At 41.8% G+C, this 22,280-nt stretch carries 21 protein-coding genes, 1 pseudogene and 1 riboswitch; of the genes and pseudogenes, 15 read left to right on the plus strand and 7 right to left on the minus strand.

From position 1 onward, the window contains the following. Positions 1-14: 14 nt before the first annotated feature. From rbsD to P6N53_RS02270, 3 genes are read right to left on the minus strand one after another with little or no spacing between them, the layout of a single operon-like run. A complete protein-coding gene (gene rbsD / locus P6N53_RS02260) occupies positions 15-407 on the minus strand; it encodes a D-ribose pyranase (RefSeq protein WP_304540835.1) in 393 nt (130 codons plus the stop codon). Positions 408-412: 5 nt separating this feature from the next. Beyond that, positions 413-1,309, minus strand: coding sequence for a ribokinase (gene rbsK / locus P6N53_RS02265; RefSeq protein ID WP_304540836.1), 897 nt, complete (start codon positions 1,307-1,309; stop codon positions 413-415). After that, the gene (locus P6N53_RS02270) at positions 1,306-2,310 is read right to left on the minus strand and encodes a LacI family DNA-binding transcriptional regulator (RefSeq protein ID WP_304540838.1); all 1,005 of its coding nucleotides are present in this window, start codon (positions 2,308-2,310) and stop codon (positions 1,306-1,308) included. The genes rbsK and P6N53_RS02270 overlap by 4 nt, the downstream gene beginning before the upstream one ends. 230 nt (positions 2,311-2,540) lie before the next feature. On the opposite strand from P6N53_RS02270, the gene P6N53_RS02275 reads away from it, so the two are divergent. From P6N53_RS02275 to P6N53_RS02285, 3 genes are all read left to right on the plus strand, one after another. Next, complete coding sequence (locus P6N53_RS02275; RefSeq protein WP_304540840.1) at positions 2,541-3,266, plus strand: EcsC family protein; 726 nt, start codon at positions 2,541-2,543, stop codon at positions 3,264-3,266. Between the two features lie 300 nt (positions 3,267-3,566). Further along, complete coding sequence (gene pduL, locus P6N53_RS02280; RefSeq protein WP_304540841.1) at positions 3,567-4,217, plus strand: phosphate propanoyltransferase; 651 nt, start codon at positions 3,567-3,569, stop codon at positions 4,215-4,217. A gap of 37 nt (positions 4,218-4,254) precedes the next feature. Next, on the plus strand, positions 4,255-5,451 hold the full coding sequence (locus tag P6N53_RS02285) for an acetate/propionate family kinase (protein ID WP_304540842.1): 1,197 nt from the start codon (positions 4,255-4,257) through the stop codon (positions 5,449-5,451). 315 nt (positions 5,452-5,766) lie between these two features. Here P6N53_RS02285 and P6N53_RS02290 read toward each other — a convergent pair whose 3' ends face one another. Both P6N53_RS02290 and P6N53_RS02295 read right to left on the minus strand, forming a co-directional pair. Further along, positions 5,767-7,965 (minus strand): heavy metal translocating P-type ATPase, encoded by a 2,199-nt coding sequence (locus P6N53_RS02290; RefSeq protein WP_304540843.1) that lies wholly within the window; start codon positions 7,963-7,965, stop codon positions 5,767-5,769. Then, entirely contained in the window at positions 7,958-8,308 is a 351-nt protein-coding gene (locus tag P6N53_RS02295; RefSeq protein WP_304540844.1) for an ArsR/SmtB family transcription factor, read from the minus strand. The genes P6N53_RS02290 and P6N53_RS02295 overlap by 8 nt, the downstream gene beginning before the upstream one ends. A 202-nt stretch (positions 8,309-8,510) precedes the next feature. Next, a riboswitch (FMN riboswitch) is annotated at positions 8,511-8,637 on the plus strand. Positions 8,638-8,746: 109 nt separating this feature from the next. Between P6N53_RS02295 and ribD the strand changes: the two genes are divergently transcribed. Genes ribD through ribH form a run of 4 tightly spaced genes read left to right on the plus strand, consistent with a single transcriptional unit; the run spans position 8,747 to position 12,258 of the window. Further along, positions 8,747-9,874, plus strand: coding sequence for a bifunctional diaminohydroxyphosphoribosylaminopyrimidine deaminase/5-amino-6-(5-phosphoribosylamino)uracil reductase RibD (gene ribD / locus P6N53_RS02300; RefSeq protein ID WP_304540876.1), 1,128 nt, complete (start codon positions 8,747-8,749; stop codon positions 9,872-9,874). After that, positions 9,859-10,512, plus strand: a complete 654-nt coding sequence (locus P6N53_RS02305) for a riboflavin synthase (protein WP_373322974.1) — start codon at positions 9,859-9,861, stop codon at positions 10,510-10,512. The genes ribD and P6N53_RS02305 overlap by 16 nt, the downstream gene beginning before the upstream one ends. Positions 10,513-10,526: 14 nt before the next feature. Then, positions 10,527-11,756: a bifunctional 3,4-dihydroxy-2-butanone-4-phosphate synthase/GTP cyclohydrolase II gene (locus P6N53_RS02310; RefSeq protein ID WP_304540846.1), complete on the plus strand. Its 1,230-nt coding sequence runs from the start codon at positions 10,527-10,529 to the stop codon at positions 11,754-11,756. Positions 11,757-11,793: 37 nt separating this feature from the next. Continuing rightward, positions 11,794-12,258 (plus strand): 6,7-dimethyl-8-ribityllumazine synthase, encoded by a 465-nt coding sequence (gene ribH, locus P6N53_RS02315; RefSeq protein ID WP_304540848.1) that lies wholly within the window; start codon positions 11,794-11,796, stop codon positions 12,256-12,258. A gap of 145 nt (positions 12,259-12,403) precedes the next feature. On the opposite strand, the gene rpmB is transcribed toward ribH, so the two are convergent. After that, positions 12,404-12,592 carry a 50S ribosomal protein L28 gene (gene rpmB / locus P6N53_RS02320; RefSeq protein ID WP_304540850.1) on the minus strand — a complete coding sequence of 63 codons (189 nt, stop codon included), beginning with the start codon at positions 12,590-12,592 and terminating at the stop codon, positions 12,404-12,406. A 217-nt stretch (positions 12,593-12,809) separates the two neighbouring features. On the opposite strand from rpmB, the gene recG reads away from it, so the two are divergent. The 5 genes from recG (at position 12,810) to kwaB (ending at position 18,673) form a co-directional block, all read left to right on the plus strand. Then, positions 12,810-14,864, plus strand: coding sequence for an ATP-dependent DNA helicase RecG (recG, locus tag P6N53_RS02325; protein ID WP_304540853.1), 2,055 nt, complete (start codon positions 12,810-12,812; stop codon positions 14,862-14,864). Between the two features lie 311 nt (positions 14,865-15,175). Beyond that, positions 15,176-15,847 carry a hypothetical protein gene (locus P6N53_RS02330; protein WP_304540855.1) on the plus strand — a complete coding sequence of 224 codons (672 nt, stop codon included), beginning with the start codon at positions 15,176-15,178 and terminating at the stop codon, positions 15,845-15,847. A 304-nt stretch (positions 15,848-16,151) separates the two neighbouring features. After that, positions 16,152-17,030 carry a GIN domain-containing protein gene (locus P6N53_RS02335; RefSeq protein ID WP_304540857.1) on the plus strand — a complete coding sequence of 293 codons (879 nt, stop codon included), beginning with the start codon at positions 16,152-16,154 and terminating at the stop codon, positions 17,028-17,030. A 105-nt stretch (positions 17,031-17,135) separates the two neighbouring features. Beyond that, positions 17,136-17,720: an anti-phage protein KwaA gene (kwaA, locus tag P6N53_RS02340; protein ID WP_304540859.1), complete on the plus strand. Its 585-nt coding sequence runs from the start codon at positions 17,136-17,138 to the stop codon at positions 17,718-17,720. Further along, positions 17,717-18,673, plus strand: coding sequence for an anti-phage protein KwaB (gene kwaB, locus P6N53_RS02345; RefSeq protein ID WP_304540861.1), 957 nt, complete (start codon positions 17,717-17,719; stop codon positions 18,671-18,673). Before kwaA ends, kwaB begins: the two co-directional genes overlap by 4 nt. A gap of 183 nt (positions 18,674-18,856) precedes the next feature. On the opposite strand, the pseudogene P6N53_RS02350 reads toward kwaB, so the two are convergent. Next, positions 18,857-19,792, minus strand: a pseudogene (locus tag P6N53_RS02350) (tyrosine recombinase XerC). A gap of 284 nt (positions 19,793-20,076) precedes the next feature. Between P6N53_RS02350 and P6N53_RS02355 the strand changes: the two are divergent. From P6N53_RS02355 to P6N53_RS02365, 3 genes are all read left to right on the plus strand, one after another. Continuing rightward, the gene (locus P6N53_RS02355) at positions 20,077-20,766 is read left to right on the plus strand and encodes a hypothetical protein (protein ID WP_304540862.1); all 690 of its coding nucleotides are present in this window, start codon (positions 20,077-20,079) and stop codon (positions 20,764-20,766) included. 357 nt (positions 20,767-21,123) lie between these two features. Further along, positions 21,124-21,570 carry a GNAT family N-acetyltransferase gene (locus P6N53_RS02360; RefSeq protein ID WP_304540864.1) on the plus strand — a complete coding sequence of 149 codons (447 nt, stop codon included), beginning with the start codon at positions 21,124-21,126 and terminating at the stop codon, positions 21,568-21,570. Between the two features lie 298 nt (positions 21,571-21,868). Beyond that, on the plus strand, positions 21,869-22,280 hold a 412-nt coding region (locus tag P6N53_RS02365), incomplete at its 3' end, for an SAM-dependent methyltransferase (protein ID WP_304540866.1).

Here is a 22,280-nt window from a genome sequence, read left to right on the forward strand (position 1 = left end):
CAGGACTTCCTCCTTTAAAAGGCAACCCCTGAATATAAAACTATATTGGCATAGGGGGTCCATTCTCCGGTTCGAATTACAGCACGGGACTCTTTAGAAATATTTTTTAAATCATCGTGAGAGATTAATTCAATTTTAACCGGGGCTAGCTTATGAATAACTTGTTCCGTAAATGCTTTATTATTTTCCAACTCCAGGGCCACCACGGCCCTTTCAACCACCATTTCAGAAAGAATGGCGTCTAAAACAGCAAAGAAGGGTGGGACCCCCTTATAAACAGCTAGGTCAATACATTTAACACCTGGTGGCACAGGTAACCCGCTATCACCTATCACAATGGAGTCACCATGTCCCATACTGGCAATTAAAGCTGCCAAGTCCCGGTGTAAAATTCCATGTTTTTTCATTAGGTCTACCCTCCAGAAAATTCTTCAACTTCTTTTCGATAGGGGAGGGAGGTTTGTGCACCCTCTCTGGTTACTGAGATGGCTGCCGCCGCACTAGCAAATTTGATGGCCTCCTCCATGGAACGATCCTCTGCCAGGGCTACACTAAAGCCTCCAATAAAAGCATCCCCTGCCGCCGTTGTATCAACTGCCTGCACCTTAAGGGCGGGAATAAAAACGATTGTTTTCCCCTCTGAAAAGGAAACGCCCTTAGCCCCCTGGGTTATAACCAAGGACTTCTTTAAATGCCTGCGAATACTAAAATAAAAATCATCTTTGACGTGACCCAGCAAATCAGCCTCATGTTCATTGGGTACCAGGTAATCAATTTTACTTAACCAAGCTTCAGGAATTTCATGGGCTGGGGCCGGATTCAAAACCACTAGCTTACCATAGCCGGAGGCAAGCTCAATTGCCTGGCCGATGGTTGCCATTGGAATTTCCATCTGCAGCACCACCACATCACAGGCTTCAAAGATTTCACGGTTTTGCAGCAGGTCTTCCGGAGCAAGCTCATTGTTTGCTCCGGGGATAACAACAATCTGATTATTTCCCCTGGCATCTACGTTAATTAAGGCAACCCCGGTGGAGGTATCAGCCCTCTTTACCCGGCTTATATCCACACCATTATTGTTTAGATGTTGAAGTAATTGCTCGCCGTAGCTGTCTTTACCAGCTGCACCCAGCATGGAAACCGAGGCCCCAAGCCTTGCTGCAGCCAATGCCTGGTTTGCTCCCTTTCCCCCCGGCACCATGGCAAAGCGGTTGCCCAGAATAGTCTCTCCCAGGCTGGGGATTCTATCTGAGTAACTAACCAGATCCATATTTATACTGCCAATTACTAAAACCCTCGGTACTTTCATACCGTTTTCCTCCTCACAGATGATTCTCTAATTTCTAAGGATGGCTCAAATTCAATTTGCTTTATACTCTGAGAAGACTCAATATTTTCTAGGATCAGTTGAATTGCCGCTGTTCCCATTTTATAGGTAGGCTGAATCACTGTGCTTAGCTTGGGGTAAACATACTTGCTTAGATGAATTCCATCATAGCCAATCAAAGCCACTTCTTCGGGCACCTTTACCCCCGCTTCCTGTAATACTTCTAAGGCTCCGATGGCCATCAGGTCATTGGCGCAAAAGATTGCCTCGGGAACAGAGCTTAGTCGCAATAGCCTTTGCATAGCCACAGCGCCACCGGAAATTCTATAGTCACCTTCCATAACCAGTACAAGGTCATAGGGTAGCTTGTGCTCGACAAGGGCCCTGCGATAACCAGATAGCCTTTGTTGGGCGGAAGGGGACTGCTGAGGGCCGGATATATGAGCAATGGTACGGTAACCCTGGTCAATCAAATGCTTGGTGGCAAGGTATCCTCCATAAATGTTATTGGTGCTGATGGAGTGGATTTGTAGGGAACTGGTTCTATCTAATAAAACCAAAGGTGTTGGCAAGCTAGTTAGCATATTTGCCAATTTATCTTCTTGAAGTCTTGACCCAACAAGGACAATTCCGTCAACGCACTTCTCCTGCAAAATATTAAGATACTTTTTTTCCTTTTCTATATCCCAATCCGAGTTGCAGAGCATAATATTATAGCCATATTTTCTGGCCTCATCTTCAGCCCCCCTGGCCAATTCCGGGAAAAAGGGGTTTGTTATATCCGGCAGTATCAGGCCAAAGGTTTTAGTCTGTTTGCTCACTAAGCCCCGGGCAATTTGACTGGGCATATAGTTTAGCTGCTTTATGGCTGCTATAACTCTTTCTTCAGTAGTCTTTTCTACATAGCCGCTGGTATTTAAGACACGGGATACAGTGGAAACGGACACTCCGGCTAATTTTGCTACGTCTTTTATGGTTGGCATTGCCATTCCTCCATGCTGGTAACGTTATCATGACGAAATATATATTTAATAAAGGAAAAACAAATTCGGTGTGGTAACGTTTTCATATATAATAATTCGTTATAATTTTATTAAATCCTCTTAACAAACAGTACAAATTTATTAATATAAATAAAAATTCAATCTTTTTTATGATTTTTAAGGTTAAAATATAAATAGGATAGCATCAGTTTAGATAAAGGGCGGGAATTATGAGGAATTACGAGGATAGGGTAATAGCTGAATTAACCCTTTGGCAGAGAAAAATGACCAGGAAGCCTTCTTTGGTAGGTAAATACACCAAGGGAATTCAGATAAAGGTAAACAACCTGATACCCGATAAGATACATACCTTGCTCACTAACACCATAAAAAATATGGTTCAGGCCACCTTGGTCGGCTCCCAATATACCACCAGGGTACCAAGACTTGAAGGAGTATCCCTGGAGGGGAGGGAGAGATTAGTAAAGGAGAGGCTGGAGTTTTATAGGAAGGCAGCGGCTGTGGAAGGGGCGGGAACAGGGGCAGGAGGGATATTCTTAGGCCTAGCCGATTTTCCCCTTTTACTGGGCCTTAAAATCAAATTTCTTTTTGAGGTGGCTAGTCTTTATGGTTTTGATGTAAAGGATTATAGGGAAAGATTATATATTTTACACCTTTTTCAGCTGGCCTTTTCCAGTGAAACGAGAAGAGCAGCTTCATATAGGAAAATACTTAACTGGCAGGAAACATTAAAGGGGTTTCCCCCGGAGCTAAAACTGGAATCTATTGACTGGCAGCTTTTTCAGCAGGAATATCGGGATCATATTGATTTAGTAAAAATGCTACAGCTAATTCCTGGCTTTGGAGCCGTTGTAGGACTATGTGCCAACTATACGCTGATGAATAAATTAGGGGAGACTGCAATAAATGGCTACCGTTTAAGATGGTACAGTTAAATATTCAGAAAAGCAAATCAGCAAAATTGCTTGAAAACAATATTATTACTATATAAAATCAACATTAGATGAAGAAATATATTTTTTGTCACTTATTACAGATTAAATGTAATAAAGGTTATGAATACTAAAGATTAGAAAAGAAATAAAATGCGTTGTTTGTGGCGAGGTAAGACCATCATACCCGTTAAAAACAAAACCTAGTAAGTAAAGGGTGTAAGTCCGATAGACTGTTTTCCTCATGATATTTAGACTTAGGTGTTCATTTATAAAACAAAGTAAAAAAAGGAAGTGTAAAGCATGTTAAACGAAACAAACAGCCCGACTCAGGTTAATCAAGACGAAATAACACCGATTCCCCTTACAGTTGGTATTTCAGCCAGGCACGTACACCTTACCAGAGAAGATGTTGATACCCTTTTTGGAGCAGGACATCAACTAACGGTATTTAAAGACCTTTCTCAGCCCGGCCAATTCGCCTGTGAAGAGATGGTTACCGTTGTTGGGCCCAAGGGTGTTATCGAAAAGGTTAGAGTCTTAGGGCCAGAACGCCCCCAAAGCCAGGTAGAGCTATCCATCTCAGACTGTTTTAAGCTTGGGATTAAGGCTCCCCTAAGGGATTCTGGTGACCTGTCTGGCTCCTCACCGATCACCTTGGTTGGCCCTGTGGGTGCAGTGACATTAAAGGAAGGCGCTATTATTGCCGCTCGTCACATCCATATGCACACCACAGACGCAGAGAAATACCATTTAGAAGATAGAGACAGAATATATGTGAGGGCCAAAGGCCCAAGGGGTATCATTTTCGGCGATGTTTTGGTTAGGGTAAGTGATAATGCCAAAACAGAAATGCATGTTGACACAGATGAGGGCAATGCTGTGGGACTGAGAAACGGCGACACAGTTTATGCTTATAAAATTCACGGTCACATTTCAGAGCTTGTAAAATAAAAATGTGTACCATGGGCATCTCAAAGGAGGAAAAAAAGTGCTAATCTTAGTAGTTAATTGTGGCAGTTCATCAATAAAGTATAAGCTGATGGATATGAAGCAGGAGTCAGTATTGCTTACAGGGCTTGCCGAGAGAATTGGTTTAGTTGGTTCTAGAATAAAACAGGTATCCCATACCGAAAAGGAACTTGTATTGGAACAGGATTTACCGGATCATAAGGCTGCTCTGGAAACAATACTTAAGGGCATGACAGATCCTCAATATGGTGTCATTGAAGATATCTCTATGATCAAGGCTGTTGGTCATAGGGCTGTTCACGGTGGGGAGAAATTTAATAAATCTGTGATCATTGATGAAGAAATGATGCAGGAATTTGAAGTCCTATCTGAATTGGCACCCTTGCACAACCCCCCAAACATTGTTGGTATTAGAACCTGTCAAGCACTAATGCCCCATGCCATTCAGGTGGGTGTATTTGATACCGCCTTCCACCAGTCCATACCAAAGCACGCCTATATTTATGGCATCCCCTACGACCTATATGAAAAGTATAAAATCCGTAAATACGGTTTCCATGGCACCTCCCACAAATATGTGTCAGGCCGGGCGGCAGAAATTTTAGGCAAATCGGCGGATGACTTTAAAGCTATTGTATGTCACCTGGGTAACGGTTCCAGTATTACCGCTGTGAAAAACGGTGAATCAATTGATACCACCATGGGCTTTACTCCCTTGCCGGGTCTTCCCATGGGAACTCGCTCCGGAGATATTGATCCTGCAATCATACCATTTTTAATGGAAAAGGAAGACCTATCCATAGGTCAAGTAAACGACCTGTTAAACAAAAAGAGCGGTGTACTTGGGATTTCTGGCTTGAGCAGTGATTTCAGGGATCTGGAAGATGCCGCTGTCGAGGGCAATGAAAGGGCTGAGCTTGCCCTGAGCATATTTGCCTATAGTATCATCAAATGGGTGGGAGCCTTTACTGCTGCCCTTGGCGGACTGGATGCCCTGATCTTCACAGGAGGTATCGGCGAAAATTCCAAGGACGTACGTGAGAGGGTACTTAAAGGACTTGCCTATATGGGCATTGAGATAGATGAGGATAAAAACAAATCCAGGGGTAAGGAAGTAATTGTAAGTAAACCAGGGGCCGGTGTCACCGCCATGGTGGTTCCAACCAATGAAGAATTGATGATCGCCCGGGAAACCCTGGAGCTGGCATCAAACTAATATAATGAAAATACCTCCTTGTTGGAGGTGTTTTTATATAAATTAAGATAAATATAAGGAATTGTTATTAATATTGTAAGAAATGGGCCATATAATAGGTTCATAGCAAGTAGCTACTTAGGGCCAGGAGGTGATTCTTGTGTTTACAAAGCATTGGATGCTGCGGGAGACTGCTCATTGTAAAGAAGGTTGCTCTAAATAGTCCTGGGTAGGACCTTAAACTGCCCGAACAATAAAACAATAATCCCGTATCACTCAATTTCAAAGTGGTACGGGATTACGTTTTTAAACCCAAATGGGTTATGGAAATTATCTTCAGCCGCCGGTGGAGGGATTTGGCTGGTGTCCTCCACAACAAGAATCATGATGGTGCCCTTGGTGGGAGTGCTCTTGACCGACTTGCTCCTGCTTGATGGACAGCAGCCTTAAACTATTAAGGGTTACCAGTATGGTAGCACCCATATCAGCCAAAATGGCCAGCCATAGCGTCAACCAACCTGGGAATACGGCAAGTACTGCCAGGAGTTTAATGCCTATGGCAAAGGTAATATTTTGTTTAATCACCGACATGGTGGATCTGCCTAGCCTTACTGCAAAGGGAAGTTTAGCTAAATCATCACCCATTAATACCATATCGGCAGTTTCCAAGGAAGTATCGCTACCGGCACCACCCATGGCAATACCCACGTTGGAGGCTGCCAGGGCAGGGGCGTCATTGATTCCGTCACCCACCATACCAACACTGGAGTACTCATTTCTGAGGGCCTGCACCGCCACAACCTTTTCCTGGGGCAGCAGGCTGGATTGGAAGCTATCTACACCTGTTTGCTTAGCTATGACTGCCGCGGTTTGGGGATTGTCTCCGGTCAGCATTGTCACCGGGCTAATACCCAAGCTTTGCAGCTTAGCAACTGTTGCTGCAGCAGAGGATCTTACCTTATCTGAGAGGGCTATACAACCCATTACAATATTGTCCCTGGCCACCAGGATCACAGTATTGCCTCCGGCAACCAGAGTGGTTAGCTGTTCTTGCCAAACAGTCAGATCTATGTTTTTCTGCTGTAGTAGCCTTGGACTGCCAATTAATATAGTAGCATCTTCCACCCTTGCCCTTGCCCCAAGTCCCGTCAAAGCCGTGAAGTCTTGGGCTGGCCGAAGGGGCAGGTCATTTTCAACTGCCTTACGAACTATGGCCCTAGCCAAGGGATGCTCAGAATGATATTCAACTGAAGCTGCCAGGGAGAGGAGGTCCGACTCAGAAGCTCCCTGGCCGGGATATATCTTTGTTATTTCCGGGTGCCCCATGGTAAGGGTGCCGGTTTTATCAAAGGCCAGGGCCTTAATCCGGCCGATTTCCTCCAGATAAGCACCGCCTTTAACTAGCACCCCATGTCTGGCTGCATTGCCAATGGCCGATACGATGGCTACAGGCGTTGACACAACAAGTGCGCAGGGGCAGGAAACCACCAGCAGGGCCAAACCCCTATAAATCCAAGGCTCCCAGGGCTGGGCCAGGAAAAGGGGAGGTATGGTGACGATGAGGAAGGCAAGTCCTATGACCACTGGAGTATAGACGGCTGCAAAACGGTCAACAAAGGCCTGGGCCGGGGCGCGCTTAGCCTGGGCTTCCTCAACCAGGTGAATTATCCTGGATAGGGTGTTGTCCTGCACTAGTTTAGTTACTTTAAGCTCCAGACTGCCCTGCCCGTTAATGGTTCCTGCAAAAACTTCTTCACCAGGGCCAAGGTCCACTGGGACTGATTCTCCGGTAATGGGGGCCTGATTAATGGATGAACGTCCTGAAGTGATTACACCATCCATAGGAATTTTTTCTCCAGGGCGAACCAGAAGCAAATCGCCAATGGCAATATCCTTTACAGGTAGATTTATTTCTTTCCCTTGCCTGAGGACCACCGCCGAATCAGGGGCCAGGGAAATAAGCTTTCTAATGGAGTTGCGGGCCCGGTCCATGGTATAGGACTCCAGGGCCTCACTTACAGAGAACAGAAAGGCCACAGTGGCACCCTCGCTCCACTCGCCAATCAACACTGCCCCGGTAACAGCAACGCACATTAATACATTCATATCAAGGCGCAGCCTGGATAAAGACAATACCGCCTTTTTGGCCACCGGCCAGCCCCCTACCACAATACATGCAAGATAGAAAAGCTTTGCGGCTGCTTCCAGACCAAAGGCGTAATGCAGCAGCCAGCCCAGTCCCACCAGCAGGCCAGCTATCCCACTAATGACCGCACGCCGGTTTTTCTCCCAAAAAGCCTGATTCTCCTCGGCATGATATTCTTCGGCTGGAATGGCTCTAACACCGTCACGCCTAGCCTCATCGACAATGGTGCTAATCTGTACATTCCCCTGGATAGTGAGCTTCCCAGCAGTGAAGTTGAGGCTGGCCCTAGTTACCCCCGGCAGGGAGGAAAGGTGGCGTTCCAATTTGGCTGCGCAGTCAGCGCAGGATAAGCCCTCTAAACGATATTCTTGAACTGCCGAATTAGCCATGTATTTTTCCCTCCTTAAGGTGCTCAAAGGCAGCGTTGATAATTGACGATACATGGTGATCGTCTATGTTGTAGTAAACAAATTTTCCTTCCTTTCGACTGGTAGCCAGACCGATATTACGCAGGATGCGAAGGTGATGGGAGACGGCGGGCAATGTACACCCGGTGATCTCAGCCAAGTCACAAACACACAACTCTTCCTGGGCCAGGGCATAAATTATTTTTACCCTGGTTTCATCTGATAGGGCCTTAAATAGAGGGGCCAGCCTGGCGGCCTCCTCAACTGCTGGTTTAAGTTTTGTTGTCTTTTCATGGTTCACACAAAATTCTTGACAGCGTTCCATATCTGATCACATCCTTTAAACGATTAAGTAAGTATTTAATTGTTATTTTTAGTATACACCCGTCTGCTGGAATATGTCACTACATTATTTTGGCTTTTTGGGAGCAAAATATATTTAATAAATTTAGGGACAATTTTGAAAACCATTTATCCATTGACATACGAACAAATACAGGAATATAATGTTATTAACTTAATAGCGATACAACCTTCAGGGTTAGGTGAAATTCCTTACCGGCGGTATGGCTTAGGCCGAGCCCGCGAGCCCGCAAGGGCAGATCTGGTGAAATGCCAGGGCCGACAGTAAAGTCTGGATGGGAGAAGGTTTTTGTTATTCCTGTCAAATTAGTCATATTTGTCAGGCTATTTCTCCTTTGTCTTTTTATACCCTGGTTGTAAACCAGGGTTTTTATTTTTGCCGGCGGGAGATGAACTAGAATTGGATCAGGACAAGTATTACATGCAAATGGCCCTTGATTTGGCAGCCAGTGCCAGGGGACGGACCAGTCCCAATCCTATGGTAGGGTCAGTAATAGTTAAAGATGGGGAAATTGTGGGTAAGGGGTATCATGCCAGGGCAGGCAGTGCCCATGCAGAGGTGGTGGCCCTGGCTGACGCCGGTGATAGAGCAAAGTCTGCCACGGTCTATGTAACCCTGGAACCCTGTTGTCACCACGGCAGAACTGGTCCCTGCACCGAGGCATTGCTGAAGGCGGGGGTAAAAAAGGTTGTAGTAGCCATGAAAGACCCCAATCCCCTGGTGGCAGGCAAGGGAATTTCCATTTTGGAGCAGGCGGGAGTTACAGTAGTATCCGGAGTATTAGAGCAAGAGGCAATTAAGCTCAACGAGGTATTCTTAAAATACATAACCACCAGGCGTCCATTTGTGGTATTAAAGGCAGCCACCAGTCTAGATGGAAAAATTGCCACTGCCGGCGGTGAGTCCAAATGGATTACAGGTGAGGCGGCCAGGCAGCAGGGACACAGGCTAAGGGACATATATGATGCTATCCTGGTAGGGGTAAATACTGTCTTGACGGATGATCCTTCCTTGACAGCCAGACTACCGGAAGGCCGGGGCAGGGACCCCATCAGAGTAATTGTGGATAGCACCGCCCGGACACCTACCGCTGCTAAAATATTGCTCCAGGAGTCAGCGGCCTATACTATTATAGCCACCACTGAAGCGGCTCCAGTGGAGCGCAGGGCCAGCTTAATGGCGGCGGGGGCCGAAGTAATAGTAGTACCTGGTCCCGGACCCACCGTTGATTTGGTAAAGCTTATGGAAATCCTGGGGGAGAAGGAAATATCCAGCGTATTAATTGAAGGCGGGGGCAAGGTTAACGGCTCGGCTCTGTCCGCCGGAATTGTTGATAAGGTGGCCTGGTTTATCGCACCAACCATCATAGGTGGTGACGATGCACCGGGACCCGTAAGGGGACCAGGAATTAAAGGTTTGGGGGATGCTACCAGACTATATAATTTATCCTTTGAAGGCTTGGGTAGCGATATTTATATAACAGGATATACCACAGAAAGGGGTGGTAAAATATCTTTACCGGAATAGTTGAGGAAATTGGTACACTAAAGGGCATATCAAAGGGGCCGGATTCAGCCAAGCTGCACATCCTGGCCAGTACAGTATTATCCGATGTCCGAATTGGCGACAGTATTGCGGTAAACGGTGTCTGCCTGACGGTAACTACCTTTGGCGAAGGAGTCTTTACCGCCGATGTTATGGCAGAAACCCTGGCTAAAACTAACCTCCGGGAACTGCGGCCAGGCAGTAAAGTAAATTTGGAGCGAGCCTTGAGAATGGGCGATAGGCTTGGCGGACATATGGTTTCCGGCCATGTTGACGGGGTTGGCAGCATTGTAGGATTAGAAAGACATGATATTGCCACAATTGTTACCCTTCAGGCCCCGGAACAAGTTATGAGATACATCATTAAAAAGGGCTCGGTGGCCATTGATGGAACCAGCCTGACAGTTGTTGATTTTGAACAGGATAAATTCCAAGTCTCCCTTATTCCCCATACCGCCCAGGCCACGGTGCTGGGCAGCAAGAAGATAGGGGAATCGGTAAATCTGGAATCAGATGTGCTGGGGAAATATATTGAGAGACTGCTTCAGTCCAGGGAGGACAAGGGAACCAGGCAGAGCAAGCTGAGCATGGAATTTTTATCGGCCAATGGATTTTTGTAAGGGAGGAACTAAAGGTGACATTCAAATTTAATACCATTGAAGAGGCAATCGAAGATATAAGGAACGGAAAAATAGTAGTGGTGGTGGATGACGAGGACAGGGAAAACGAGGGAGATTTGGTCATGGCTGCTGAAATGGCCACCCCCGAGGCCGTTAACTTTATGGCCACCCATGGCAGGGGCTTAATATGTATGCCTATCTGGGGTGATCGGCTTGATGAATTAAAGCTGCCAGCCATGGTTACCAACAACACCGACCCCCATGGTACAGCCTTTACCGTATCGGTGGATGCCATGGAATGCACCACCGGCATCTCGGCAGGAGAAAGGGCTTTGACCATCCAAAAAATGTTAGACCCAACAGCCAAGCCAGAAGATTTAAGACGCCCCGGACATATATTTCCCCTGCGGGCTAAGGACGGCGGTGTTCTGGTAAGAACCGGCCATACTGAGGCAGGAGTGGACCTGGCCAGACTGGCGGGACTAAAGCCAGCCTCGGTAATCTGTGAAATAATGAAAGAAGACGGCACCATGGCCAGGGTTCCTGAGCTGATTGAGTTTTGTAAGGCTCATGATCTAAAGCTAATCACCATAGCTGACTTAATAAAATATCGTAGACGCCATGAAAAGTTTGTTCGCAGGGTGGAATCGGCTAAAATGCCCACCAAATACGGGGATTTCACCGCCGTAGGCTATGAAAGTCTGGTGGATGGCAAAGGACATATGGCCATGGTTAAGGGTGACTTAACCAGTGTGGAAGCACCCCTGGTAAGGGTACACTCCGAGTGCTTAACGGGTGATGTATTTGGTTCCTGCCGTTGTGATTGTGGCGACCAATTGGCCAAAGCCATGCAGGCCATAGAGAATGAAGGGGTTGGTGTGCTCCTTTACATGAGACAAGAGGGCCGTGGTATAGGCCTGTTGAATAAAATAAGGGCATACAAGCTGCAGGACATGGGTGCGGATACCGTTGAGGCTAACCTTGCCCTGGGTTTCCCGGCAGATTTAAGGGACTATGGCATTGGCGCCCAGATACTAACAGATTTGGGCCTGACCAAGATTAGAATCCTAACAAATAACCCCAGGAAAATAGCCGGCCTTGAGGGCTATGGATTGGAAATAGTGGGCAGGGTACCCATTGAAATTGCCGCCGGGCAGGCCAATGAAAGATATCTTAGCACAAAAAAATGTAAGCTTGGACATTTGTTAAACATGAATGAGAGAAAAAAGCCCGTTAACGAATAATTCATAGAAAATATCATAACAGGAGGAGAAGTAGGAGATGCCAAAAGTATTTGAAGGACATTTAGTGGGACAGGGACTAAAGTTTGGTATTGTGGTAGGCCGTTTTAATGAGTTCATCACCAATAAGCTGCTGGGTGGGGCCTTGGATGCCCTGGTACGACACGGGGTTGACGACCAGGATATTGAAGTAGCCTGGGTTCCAGGTGCCTATGAAATTCCCCTGGTGGCCAAGCGGATGGCTGATTTAGGCAGATACGATGCGGTAATATGTCTAGGTGCCATTATCAGAGGGGCCACACCACACTTTGACTATGTGGCCGCTGAGGTTTCCAAGGGAGTGGCCAAGGTGGGTCTTGATAGCAACATGCCCGTAGTATTCGGTGTATTAACCACAGATACCATCGAGCAAGCCATTGAGCGGGCAGGCACCAAAGCCGGCAACAAGGGCTGGGATTCGGCCAACACTGCCTTGGAAATGGCTAATCTACTTAAAACCTTTTAATTCAAGAAAGCATATTAAAAGCCCGAAGAAGGACATCTTCGGGCTTTGCCATACCTGGCAGGGAAAGAATAAAACGGCCTATTGGCCGCTTTATAAATACCCATAAGGGTTATTAGTTAATAAAATTTAAAACTCCACGGTGCAACTAAATAGCCCGCTGGACTTTGCCGCTCCGGAGACAACGAGTGCATACCATGATCCTCTTAGGAGAACCATTAATTACGGCCTTTACCCTTTGTAAGTTGGGGGACCAGGTACGTTTTGTCCGGATGTGGGAGTGGCTCAGCTTAATACCCACAGAAACGCCTTTATTGCAAATCTCGCATGTGGCCATTGTTACACCTCCTTTAGCGACACCAAAAACCATATGTCAAAGTTACTCTCATAATCTCACTAGGTTAGTATACCACAAATATAGGTAAAATCAAACGAAATTTTCTAATGGGCAAGGCCATCTGCTAAGAATTTATATGGAAACATATGTTCCGAGACCCGTTTTGTGGTAAAATATACGGAGAATTTTGAGCACCGCTTGCGGAGGTGTATCTTTAGTGGACCTGCAAAGATCTGTGCAATTTCTAAAGGGTGTCGGTCCTGGTCGAGGGAAGCAGTTGGAAAGGCTAGGGATTATTAAAATCTGGGACCTGCTATATCATTTTCCCAGGGACTATCAGGACAGGAGCCTGATCAAACCTGCCCATTCCTTTAGCCAGGGTGACCTGGCCACTGTAAAGGGGACTGTAATTGCCGGACAGGAATCCAAACCCAGAAGGGGACTTACAATTACCAAGCTGACCCTGCAAGAAGGGGGAGGGACCTTCTATGCAGTGTGGTTTAACCAGCCTTATATTAAAAAGCAGTATCCACCAGGAAAAAAGCTACTCATCACCGGCAAAATGGACCGGGGGTTTGGTGTTCCTCAGATACAGGTAACAGACCATGAAGTGCTGGACGGTGAAGAGGGTCTGCACAGCGGCAGGATAGTACCTGTTTACCCATCTACCGAAAACGTCAGCCAGAGATTCTTTAGGACTGCCATCATGGCGATATTGCGGGAAAGCGGGACGGAAATAAAAGAGTTTCTTCCCGATAGAATTTTAGATCAGTACAATATGCCCTGCCTGCCGGAGGCCTTATATGAGGTTCATTTTCCAGAAAGCATGGAATCCCTCAATAGGGCAAAGAAAAGGCTAATCTTTGAAGAATTCTTTTTATTCCAAATTGGTATAGGCCTGCAGAGGTGTAAAAATACCAGGCAGGAAAAGCTCCATGCATATGGAGAAACTAAGCTGCCAGGATTGCTTTTAAAGGAACTACCCTTCCAATTGACCTCGGCACAAGGGAGAGTTTGGCAGGAAATTGAGGCTGATTTAGATTCTCCTTATCCCATGAACAGGCTTTTGCAGGGGGATGTTGGGGCAGGCAAGACAATCATAGCCGCCCTGGCCTTGGCAAAGGCCGCCGGAGCCGGACAACAAAGCTGCCTGATGGCCCCCACTGAACTGCTGGCAGAGCAGCATTCCCGAACCATCAAAAGGCTGCTGGAGCCACTTAGTATCAGGGTAGAATTTCTTTCTGGAGGGAGCAGAAAAGGCAAACAGAAAATATTGGAGGATATTTCGACCGGACAAGTTCAAGTGGTGGTGGGAACCCATGCCTTGATCCAGGACCAAGTGACTTTTAAAAACCTAACCCTGGTGGTGGTTGATGAGCAGCACAGGTTCGGTGTCCGACAAAGGGCGGCTCTCCAAGACAAAGGGCATAAGCCCGACATTCTGGTAATGACGGCCACCCCCATTCCCAGAACCCTTGCCCTAACACTATACGGAGATCTAAATATTTCGGTCATTGATATGCTGCCCCCAGGCAGACAGCAAATCAAAACCCATCATTTAAGCTTAACCCAGGCAGGCAAAGCCGTGGGCCTAATAAAGAAAGAAGCCGAGCAGGGCAGGCAATCCTACGTGGTTTGCCCCCTGGTAGAGGAATCGGAAAAAATAGATACCCAGGCTGCCGTTGATTTGTTTGATAGACTACAAAAGGCCCTGGCCAACTTTTCCGTGGGACTCCTGCATGGAAGAATGAAAGCCCCGGAGAAAGAAGCAATCATGGGTGATTTCCGTATGGGAAAGCTGGACGTACTGGTTTCTACCACTGTCATTGAGGTAGGTGTTGATGTGCCTAATGCTACGGTTATGGTGGTCTGGGACGCCCAGAGATTTGGCCTGGCTCAACTCCATCAGCTTAGGGGAAGGGTTGGCCGGGGAAGTCAACAGTCCTACTGCATTCTGGTAGCCGATCCCGTTACCCAGGAAGCCAAGGAACGCATAGCCGCCATGTGCCGCACCCAGGACGGCTTTATCCTGGCCGAGGAAGACCTAAAAATAAGAGGCCCCGGAGAGTTTTTCGGAACCAGACAATCTGGTCTACCCGAATTTAAACTGGCCGACCTAGTCAGGGACAGGCAGCAGGTGGAACACGCCCGCCGGGAAGCAGAAGAATTGCTCAAAGCTGACCCAGAACTAAGAAACCCAGCCAACCGAGACCTCCTCGACCACTTCGCCTCCCGCTTCCCAGATTTTGCTCGGTACAGCGATATCAGCTAGGCCAGCTACATAAAATAATGAAAAATGAGTAGATAGATAATAATGCCCAGCCATGTGTTGGGCTTTTTATTTTGTAGCTGAAACCTTTAATTACCCGGCTTTTTTATAAAACAATTTACAAGAAGTTTTAGCAGGAATAATCAGGGATTGTGCAGAAGAATATTTTTTACATTAAATGAGATATTTCTAAAAAATATTTCTAATGTCTGTTAAGAACAATAGAATATCTTTTGTAGCTAGGAAAATAAAAAGTTGACTTACAAACAGTCTAACTCAATCCTTAAAGGATATAGAACATGGAGAGAAGGGTAATGAGAAAGAGTTATATAGGAATATTATTTCTACTGCTTATGGTGTTTGGTTTATATTTCTCTACTATTGCATCTAATGGATTCTGCCTCGGAGATTATATACTCAATCAGTTAGGGCTAAAGGCATTTCAGAATGATGAGGAAAAGCTGGGACTAAGGTACACATTTTTTTATGCCCTATTCTTCGTAATCGTTGGATGGAAGGGAGCAAAGAAGTACCTGAAAGATAGTCACCCAATATTGATAAAAAGATTGCCTTGGATTTTTTTTGGAATGCTATTGTTTGTGGTTCCGACCACCACTGAGTTTGCAAAAAACACATACTATTCATTACAGGACGGAGTTAAGTCCATCGAATATGATTCTACAAATAGCAGGTGCCAAGTGGATATAGAAGGGGAAAAACAGTTGGTATCCGGAGCTATAGTTTTATCCAACCATGGCAATAAAGAGGTTAACTTATCCATAAAGCTGATTGATAGGGAAGACTTTGTCGAAGATATTATTATAAGGGATAATCAAAACCAAACTGTATTTAAACTCCCCCCTAAAGAAAAGAGCTCCTTAAAATATGAATTTTATATTGATAGAGAAAAAACAACATTTCAAAGCGGTAATATGAATGGACCTAAAATAGAGCTCGTGGAACAAAATGAGGGGGGTAGGAATTGAGTAGGCAAAGATTAAGTTTGGGCAGTAAATCTACCTCTTCTACATTGGCGAGAACTTAGCGGTATTCATGTTGATGTCAAGGAAGATTGGCAGTTAGGCTTGATTTGTTGACTTAAAGAAATTGCTATTGATTTTCATATAAGTCAAAAGTCAAACGTGCCATGGTGCAATATGTCTATAATGCGAAGCAGGACGAGGAAATAAGATAGTTCAAGAATGTTGTATATAGTAGTTTTACCCGTACCCATAATGCTGATTGTATTACTAATACTGACGTTTTAAACAAGGTGAAAGGAGAATATAAATGAAAAAACTTTATGAAAATGGAGAGGTAGCAATCTTTAGTGATAAGGAACTACTGAACAATAACGGAAGATGTCTAAAATTTACTGATGGTAGTATAGTTGATTTATATGACTATTCTATAACAAATTTTGGGGTTGGTGAAATTGAAATATTATATTTACCTATGAAACCTGATCAAGATAATCTTATTATACAGAGGAGAAGTTTAGGCCTTATAGATAGCATTAGTCTATCTGGGGGTTCTGTTAATATATACATTGTCTGGAGTGAAAACAATGAAAACTACATAGATATTACGGGGACCGAAAAGTTTTTAAAAGGTTTGCGTTTAAGTGAATCGAGAGGACATCTGGAGGTACAAACGCCAAATAACGGTAGTTATATTTTTATTGGTGAAGTGTGGGTTAATGGTAAGCGTCAAAAACCTGATCCAGATCCTTTATATGGTGAAATTACAATTGGTACTAAACAACTGAATAATCTTCAACTAATTTCGAAAGGTAAGGGGAACGTATATTCTGAGCTTCCGATTAATCAACTAAACTCAAAAATTAACGGTTCCATGACATTAAATTTACGTGAAGTAGGCCAGGCAAATGTAAGCATATCTGGAAGCGGTGGAGTTACTATAAATTCCGTACTTGGGAACTCACTATTTAATATAAGTGGCTCTGGTTCTATAACTATTAAGAAAGGTATTGTAGATGAAGTTAGTTTAGGTGTTAGTGGTTCAGGTTCAATCAATGCAATGGTTAGTGTAAAGAAAGCTTATCTAGATTTAAGTGGCTCAGGGAACATAGTTCTTGACCATGTCAAAGAGGTTAGCCAAGAAAAAAAGAGTGGTTCAGGCATTATTAAGGTACTTAGGAGAGGTTAGAAAACAATCTCATGAGTTATCAATTAACCACTGTTGTGATAAAAAATAAACTAAATTATGTCTTGTATTTAGAAAAGCAAAAGAAAAGGTGGTAATGAATAATTTGTGTTAGAAAATTATAGAGATAAAGCGGAGATGTATATAACTTCCTTATGGTTATTATTCATTTTAATCATCGTACTAACTGTTGATGTGCCATTAGAATTTAGTGAGTCCAGTTATTTTATAGGCTTTAAGGAGTTAACTTCTAGAAATATTATACCTATTATATCCTTGTTTTTTCTTTTTATAGGCTTGTTTTATGTTTTGAGATTTCGTTATAAGTTAAAGGGTAGCAATAATTCCTATTTTAGGATCAAGAAAATTAGAAATAAAAATTATGAACACCTTACTTTTTTAACAACCTATATTATACCGTTAATTTGTCTTGATTTAAGTGATTTGAGATATATAATAGTTTTAATGTTTCTGCTGGTTATTATTGGGATAATTTATATTAAGACTGACATGTTTTATGCAAACCCTACCTTAGCCTTGCTTGGATACCAATTGTATGAAGCAGATGCAGAACTTCGTGATGGACTAAAAGAACAAATTATATTAATTTCTAGAGAAAAAATAGACGAACAATCTAATGTAGTTTACAAAAAATTAGATGAAAAAATTTATTTCATTAGGAGAAGAAGATGACTAGAGAGCAACTAAAAGAAAAAATAGAAATTTTATTAAACTCTGAGTCTACAATAGGAGAGTTACATTTTTTAATTGAGCGTGAAGGTAATCTTGAAATTAAGAAGGGTAATGTTAACGAGGAGACACAGCAAAAACTTTCGGATGAATTCATTAATTATTTGATTAGTTATTTTTCTAATGAAGAGCTTCAGGTCATGAATCTATCAGAAGCAGATGATAGAAAAAATGCAATATATCTCTATGATTATGAAGAAGTAATTAATGAATTCGAGTATATTAAATCCATTAGGGAAAATGATTCTTTCACCGAATATAGTTTTAAGCATAACGACATATCCAATTTAAAGGGTTACATAGTTACTTATATTAATGATAATGTTAAGTTAACTATTTACAAGCAGCATTATCCAATTTTTTTATTAAAGAAGGACACAAGTATTTTACTTAGGTTTACTAATTCCAATCAAATTGATGAACTAGATGATGATATTTTTAGATTGAATAACTCATTTGATTTTTTAATTATGAATGATGAATTGTACATTAAAGAAATTGAAAAGTTAGAAAAACATTATGGATTTCATGAAATAGTAAAATCAAATGCTTTGATTGGTATTGAAAAGATAGATGAATTGAGTATTATCGAAGATATTACAGAATTAAAAAGCATGGTTAATGATATTTCTTTCGCTCGAAAACTAATTAAGGTATCTAAAAGATCTCCAGTTTTAACTGAAGTTCCAAAAGATGACATTTTAACTTTTATCAGTAATTATAGTGATGGTTATTTGGCTGAAAAAGTTAAGTTAAATGAAGCCAAAGATGCACTTGTATTAAAGACTAAAGAGTCTAAAAGAATATTTTTAAAAATATTAAATGATGATTACTTATTCTCCGAGCTAACAAAACATAAATATAGCAGTTTAGCTAAAGATGAAGTAAAAAATTAAACAGCAGTTATTAATAAATTTGAAAGTGGTTGTGGAAGAAAAATAGTAAGCATTAAATTATATGGCGTTAATTCTAGTGAAGGTAACCTCCATATCACAAAAAGCAGAAGCCAGGAGTAGACGTAGAGGACAAATAAAAATGGTACTTCCTATTATCCATAAACTATAGGGCCTAAAATCAAATTAGTTAAACATCATTGCAAGTGGATTAGAATTTACTGCTGACTGCAATTGATGTTCATCTATATGGGTATAAATTTCAGTTGTAGCAACACTTTCATGCCCAAGGATTAGCTGGAGAGAACGTATATCTACTCTTCCATATTTATACATAAGAGTTGCAGCAGTATGCCTTAATTTATGAGCAGAGATAGTTTTGGGGTCAAGGCCAGCAGCTAAAACGTACTTTTTTACAATGTTTTGGACGGCTCTTGTAGTAATCTGACCGGAATTCCTTGAAATGAATAGCGCTTTAGTATTTACCTTGAGACTATTTCTAATTTGCATCCAATCATTGATTGATTTTTTAGCAGCCGGGGTTAAAAAGATTTTACGTTCCTTGTTTCCCTTACCGATAACAGTTAAGACATCACTACCTACCTGCTCTATATTTAAACTTGCCAATTCAGATAATCTTAACGCACAGTTAAGAAAAATGGTGATAATACAATGATCTCGAGGAGATTTTTGACACTGGATTAATAGCCTGACAGATTCTTCGAGACTTAGGTACTTGGGTATTCTTTTAGGAATTTTCGGAGTTTCCAGCTCGTCGGCAATATTGTTATCAATAAGATGAGCTTTGGTTTTAAGGTATTTCCAAAATTGCCGGATTTATACTATTTTTCTGGCTCTTGTTCCTGCAGAAGCTTGTAGCTCAGTTTGACAATATGCAATGAAAGAGTACATATCATTGAGAGATATAGTTTTGATAAATTCCACATTAACCAGAGCAAAATTATTATTTATGATAGGGGTATTGCGTGAGAGCATAATGAAATTGAAAAACATAAGTAAATCTGTGCGGTATTCCTTAATAGTGTTTTCAGAACGGCCCTTTATAACTACAAGATATCCTAGGTAATGCTCAACTAGTGGACAAGTTTTATTAGATTGCATAAGATCAGCCTCCTTCCCAATAGTGTTTACAATTATTTGGAAGGAGATAACAAGTGTCTATTAGAGGAAGTTGGAAAGATGAAAAGATATTAAATATTCAAGAAACGAGTTCGTGAACACACCGTAATGGAGGGGATTAGCAAATCACATTTCGGTAAATGAAGTTTTACGTCATCGAAAGGAAGAAACAGCAACATCTTATCAAGGATATGATATGTGAAGCTATGGAGCGAAAATATTCGTGATTGTTAAATATGTCGATTATCTAATAATGGGGGTATAGTATGGATAATCAATTTTTTGTTCTTGATATAGCAAAAATAGTATTCTCAGTACTCGGAGGATCATTATTAACTATATTCTTTACTTCTAGAAGAGAAAAAGAAAAATTAAGGAATGACCTGCGAATAAAGACTACAGAGTTACTATTAGAACGAATTACTAATTTAAACTATAATTTAAAAAATGCAAAAAATAGTTTGAGAAATTGGTTAGTTACTTTAGAAATTTATCTGCATGCAGTATCATGGATAATTCAAGAAAAGAGTAACTCAGATACAGAGTCAATAAATAAAGCAAAAGGTCATCTTGAAAATGTTATTATGAGACTAAGGGAAAATCTTAGCAGTTATTACAATACAGTGGATACTATCAAACAGGAATTTGAAGATTTTCTAAGACTATTCGATACTCGTATAATAATACTTAATAAATTTATGCATGAAAAGAATTCATTAAATAATGTTTATTGTGAATTATCTGATTATGGGGAAATGTTGAAAACTCATCTGGATGGCTTACGTATGAACAAGCGATTTTTCTTAATTAAGAATGAGCAAGACTTAGATGATTTTAAAACTGAATATTCGCAATATTATAAAATAGAAAATATAATTTCAAATAGATTAAAACATCTTGAAATAGAATTACAAAATGAATTTCTTGGCAGGCTATTTAAGTACAAGATTAAATAATATTCTTGGGTAAGGGATTTTTTATATTGTGTAACTTGAACATAATGTTTTAACGTGGCTTTCGACGATGTATAGCAGTGATCCTAAAATCTGATAATATGAAGGTAATAACCAGAATTCGGCAATACTCGAAACATTATTAGTAGAAATACTTTTATTATATGGAGTAAAATAGTTAAATAAATGTTGTTGCTAAAAAGACATTTATGATTGATAAACATCTTCCCATTATCCATATTTGATTATCTGAAGAAAGGCAAACTATCTCAGAAAGGGTTAAGAATACAATTAATATACATTGAGTCGAAAATGAGAATGCTTAATTTTTCTTAATTAAAACTGAAAGTAGTGAATCTCATGAATGGGGAAGTAAGATTAATAAATTATGATGAATTACCAAAGTTATTGCAACTATATAAATTGCTCCATCCAGAAGACCCAGATATTCTTAACACTTCTAATTTATTAAGCATTTGGGATGAAATATATAAGGATGCTAACTTATATTATTTAGTTATTGAAGAAAACAAAGAATTAATTTCTTCTTGCACTTTAGCAATAATTAAAAATCTAACCAGGAATGCAAGGCCATATGGTTTAATAGAAAATGTTATAACTCACCCTAACTATAGAAGAAGGGGTTACGGAAAAAGAGTAATAATTAGGGCTACTGATATTTGTAGAGAAAACAATTGTTATAAAGTTATGCTACTGACAGGTTCTAAAAAAGATGGAACGTTGAGTTTTTATGAAAGCTGTGGGTTTGTTAGGGGATTGAAAACTGGTTTTGTCCGCAATCTATAGAAAAAGATGACATACCTTTTCGGGGGTATATTTACTTCCCGTTACCCATATGGTACCTCTCAGCAAACACCGTACCTTTTGTAAGGAATAAATTTTGAAACAGGCAGGAATTGTCTTGGAGGTAGATGAGATTGGGTAATTCTGAGCTTATACTATCTAGTATTAAAAATATAGATAGACTGGTAAAATTACATATAAAAAGCCTATCAAAGCCCATGGATTCATGGCTTGAAGAGAGATTGCTTGAGTCTGTTAAATCCTCCTGGTGAACTGGTTTGAGGAGAAAGGGGCGAGGGCTATGTCAAATATAGAAGAAAACCTTGCAAAGTCACTAACTGCCAAAACAACAGAATTGATTCCGTTCTTGCCATATTTATTGCAAGATTTATGGGAGCTTGGTTCAAGTCCAAGAGATATTAAGGAGCTTATAGCAAAACATATTCCAGTATGTGAGGAAACAAAGGTTCTAGACCTCGCTTGCGGAAAAGGGGCAGTAAGCATTCAATTAACCAGAACATTTGGCTGTAAAGTTAAGGGAATAGATATTTTTAAAGAGTTTATAGCTTACGCAAAGAGTAAGGCTGAAGAATACTCTGTAGAGAAGATATGCGAGTTTATTGTTGAAGACATTAATCAATCTGTAAGGGTTGAAAGAGATTATGACATTGTTATTCTTGGTGCTGTGGGAGATGTGCTAGGAAATTCAATTG

It is taken from the genome of Desulforamulus aquiferis (genome assembly GCF_030577015.1).
GTDB classification, from domain to species: Bacteria; Bacillota; Desulfotomaculia; order Desulfotomaculales; family Desulfotomaculaceae; genus Desulfotomaculum; species Desulfotomaculum aquiferis.

What these genes read in the sequence shown, in the direction of transcription:
- ribH (WP_304540848.1), top strand. Translation starts at nt 11,794, where the DNA reads ATGCCAAAAGTATTTGAAGGACATTTAGTGGGACAGGGACTAAAGTTT.
- P6N53_RS02330 (WP_304540855.1), top strand. Translation starts at nt 15,176, where the DNA reads ATGAGAAAGAGTTATATAGGAATATTATTTCTACTGCTTATGGTGTTT.
- kwaB (WP_304540861.1), top strand. Translation starts at nt 17,717, where the DNA reads ATGACTAGAGAGCAACTAAAAGAAAAAATAGAAATTTTATTAAACTCT.
- rpmB (WP_304540850.1), bottom strand. Translation starts at nt 12,592, where the DNA reads ATGGCCACATGCGAGATTTGCAATAAAGGCGTTTCTGTGGGTATTAAG.
- P6N53_RS02290 (WP_304540843.1), bottom strand. Translation starts at nt 7,965, where the DNA reads ATGGCTAATTCGGCAGTTCAAGAATATCGTTTAGAGGGCTTATCCTGC.
- P6N53_RS02355 (WP_304540862.1), top strand. Translation starts at nt 20,077, where the DNA reads ATGGATAATCAATTTTTTGTTCTTGATATAGCAAAAATAGTATTCTCA.
- rbsK (WP_304540836.1), bottom strand. Translation starts at nt 1,309, where the DNA reads ATGAAAGTACCGAGGGTTTTAGTAATTGGCAGTATAAATATGGATCTG.
- rbsD (WP_304540835.1), bottom strand. Translation starts at nt 407, where the DNA reads ATGAAAAAACATGGAATTTTACACCGGGACTTGGCAGCTTTAATTGCC.
- P6N53_RS02275 (WP_304540840.1), top strand. Translation starts at nt 2,541, where the DNA reads ATGAGGAATTACGAGGATAGGGTAATAGCTGAATTAACCCTTTGGCAG.
- P6N53_RS02335 (WP_304540857.1), top strand. Translation starts at nt 16,152, where the DNA reads ATGAAAAAACTTTATGAAAATGGAGAGGTAGCAATCTTTAGTGATAAG.
- P6N53_RS02295 (WP_304540844.1), bottom strand. Translation starts at nt 8,308, where the DNA reads ATGGAACGCTGTCAAGAATTTTGTGTGAACCATGAAAAGACAACAAAA.
- pduL (WP_304540841.1), top strand. Translation starts at nt 3,567, where the DNA reads ATGTTAAACGAAACAAACAGCCCGACTCAGGTTAATCAAGACGAAATA.
- P6N53_RS02270 (WP_304540838.1), bottom strand. Translation starts at nt 2,310, where the DNA reads ATGCCAACCATAAAAGACGTAGCAAAATTAGCCGGAGTGTCCGTTTCC.
- P6N53_RS02360 (WP_304540864.1), top strand. Translation starts at nt 21,124, where the DNA reads ATGAATGGGGAAGTAAGATTAATAAATTATGATGAATTACCAAAGTTA.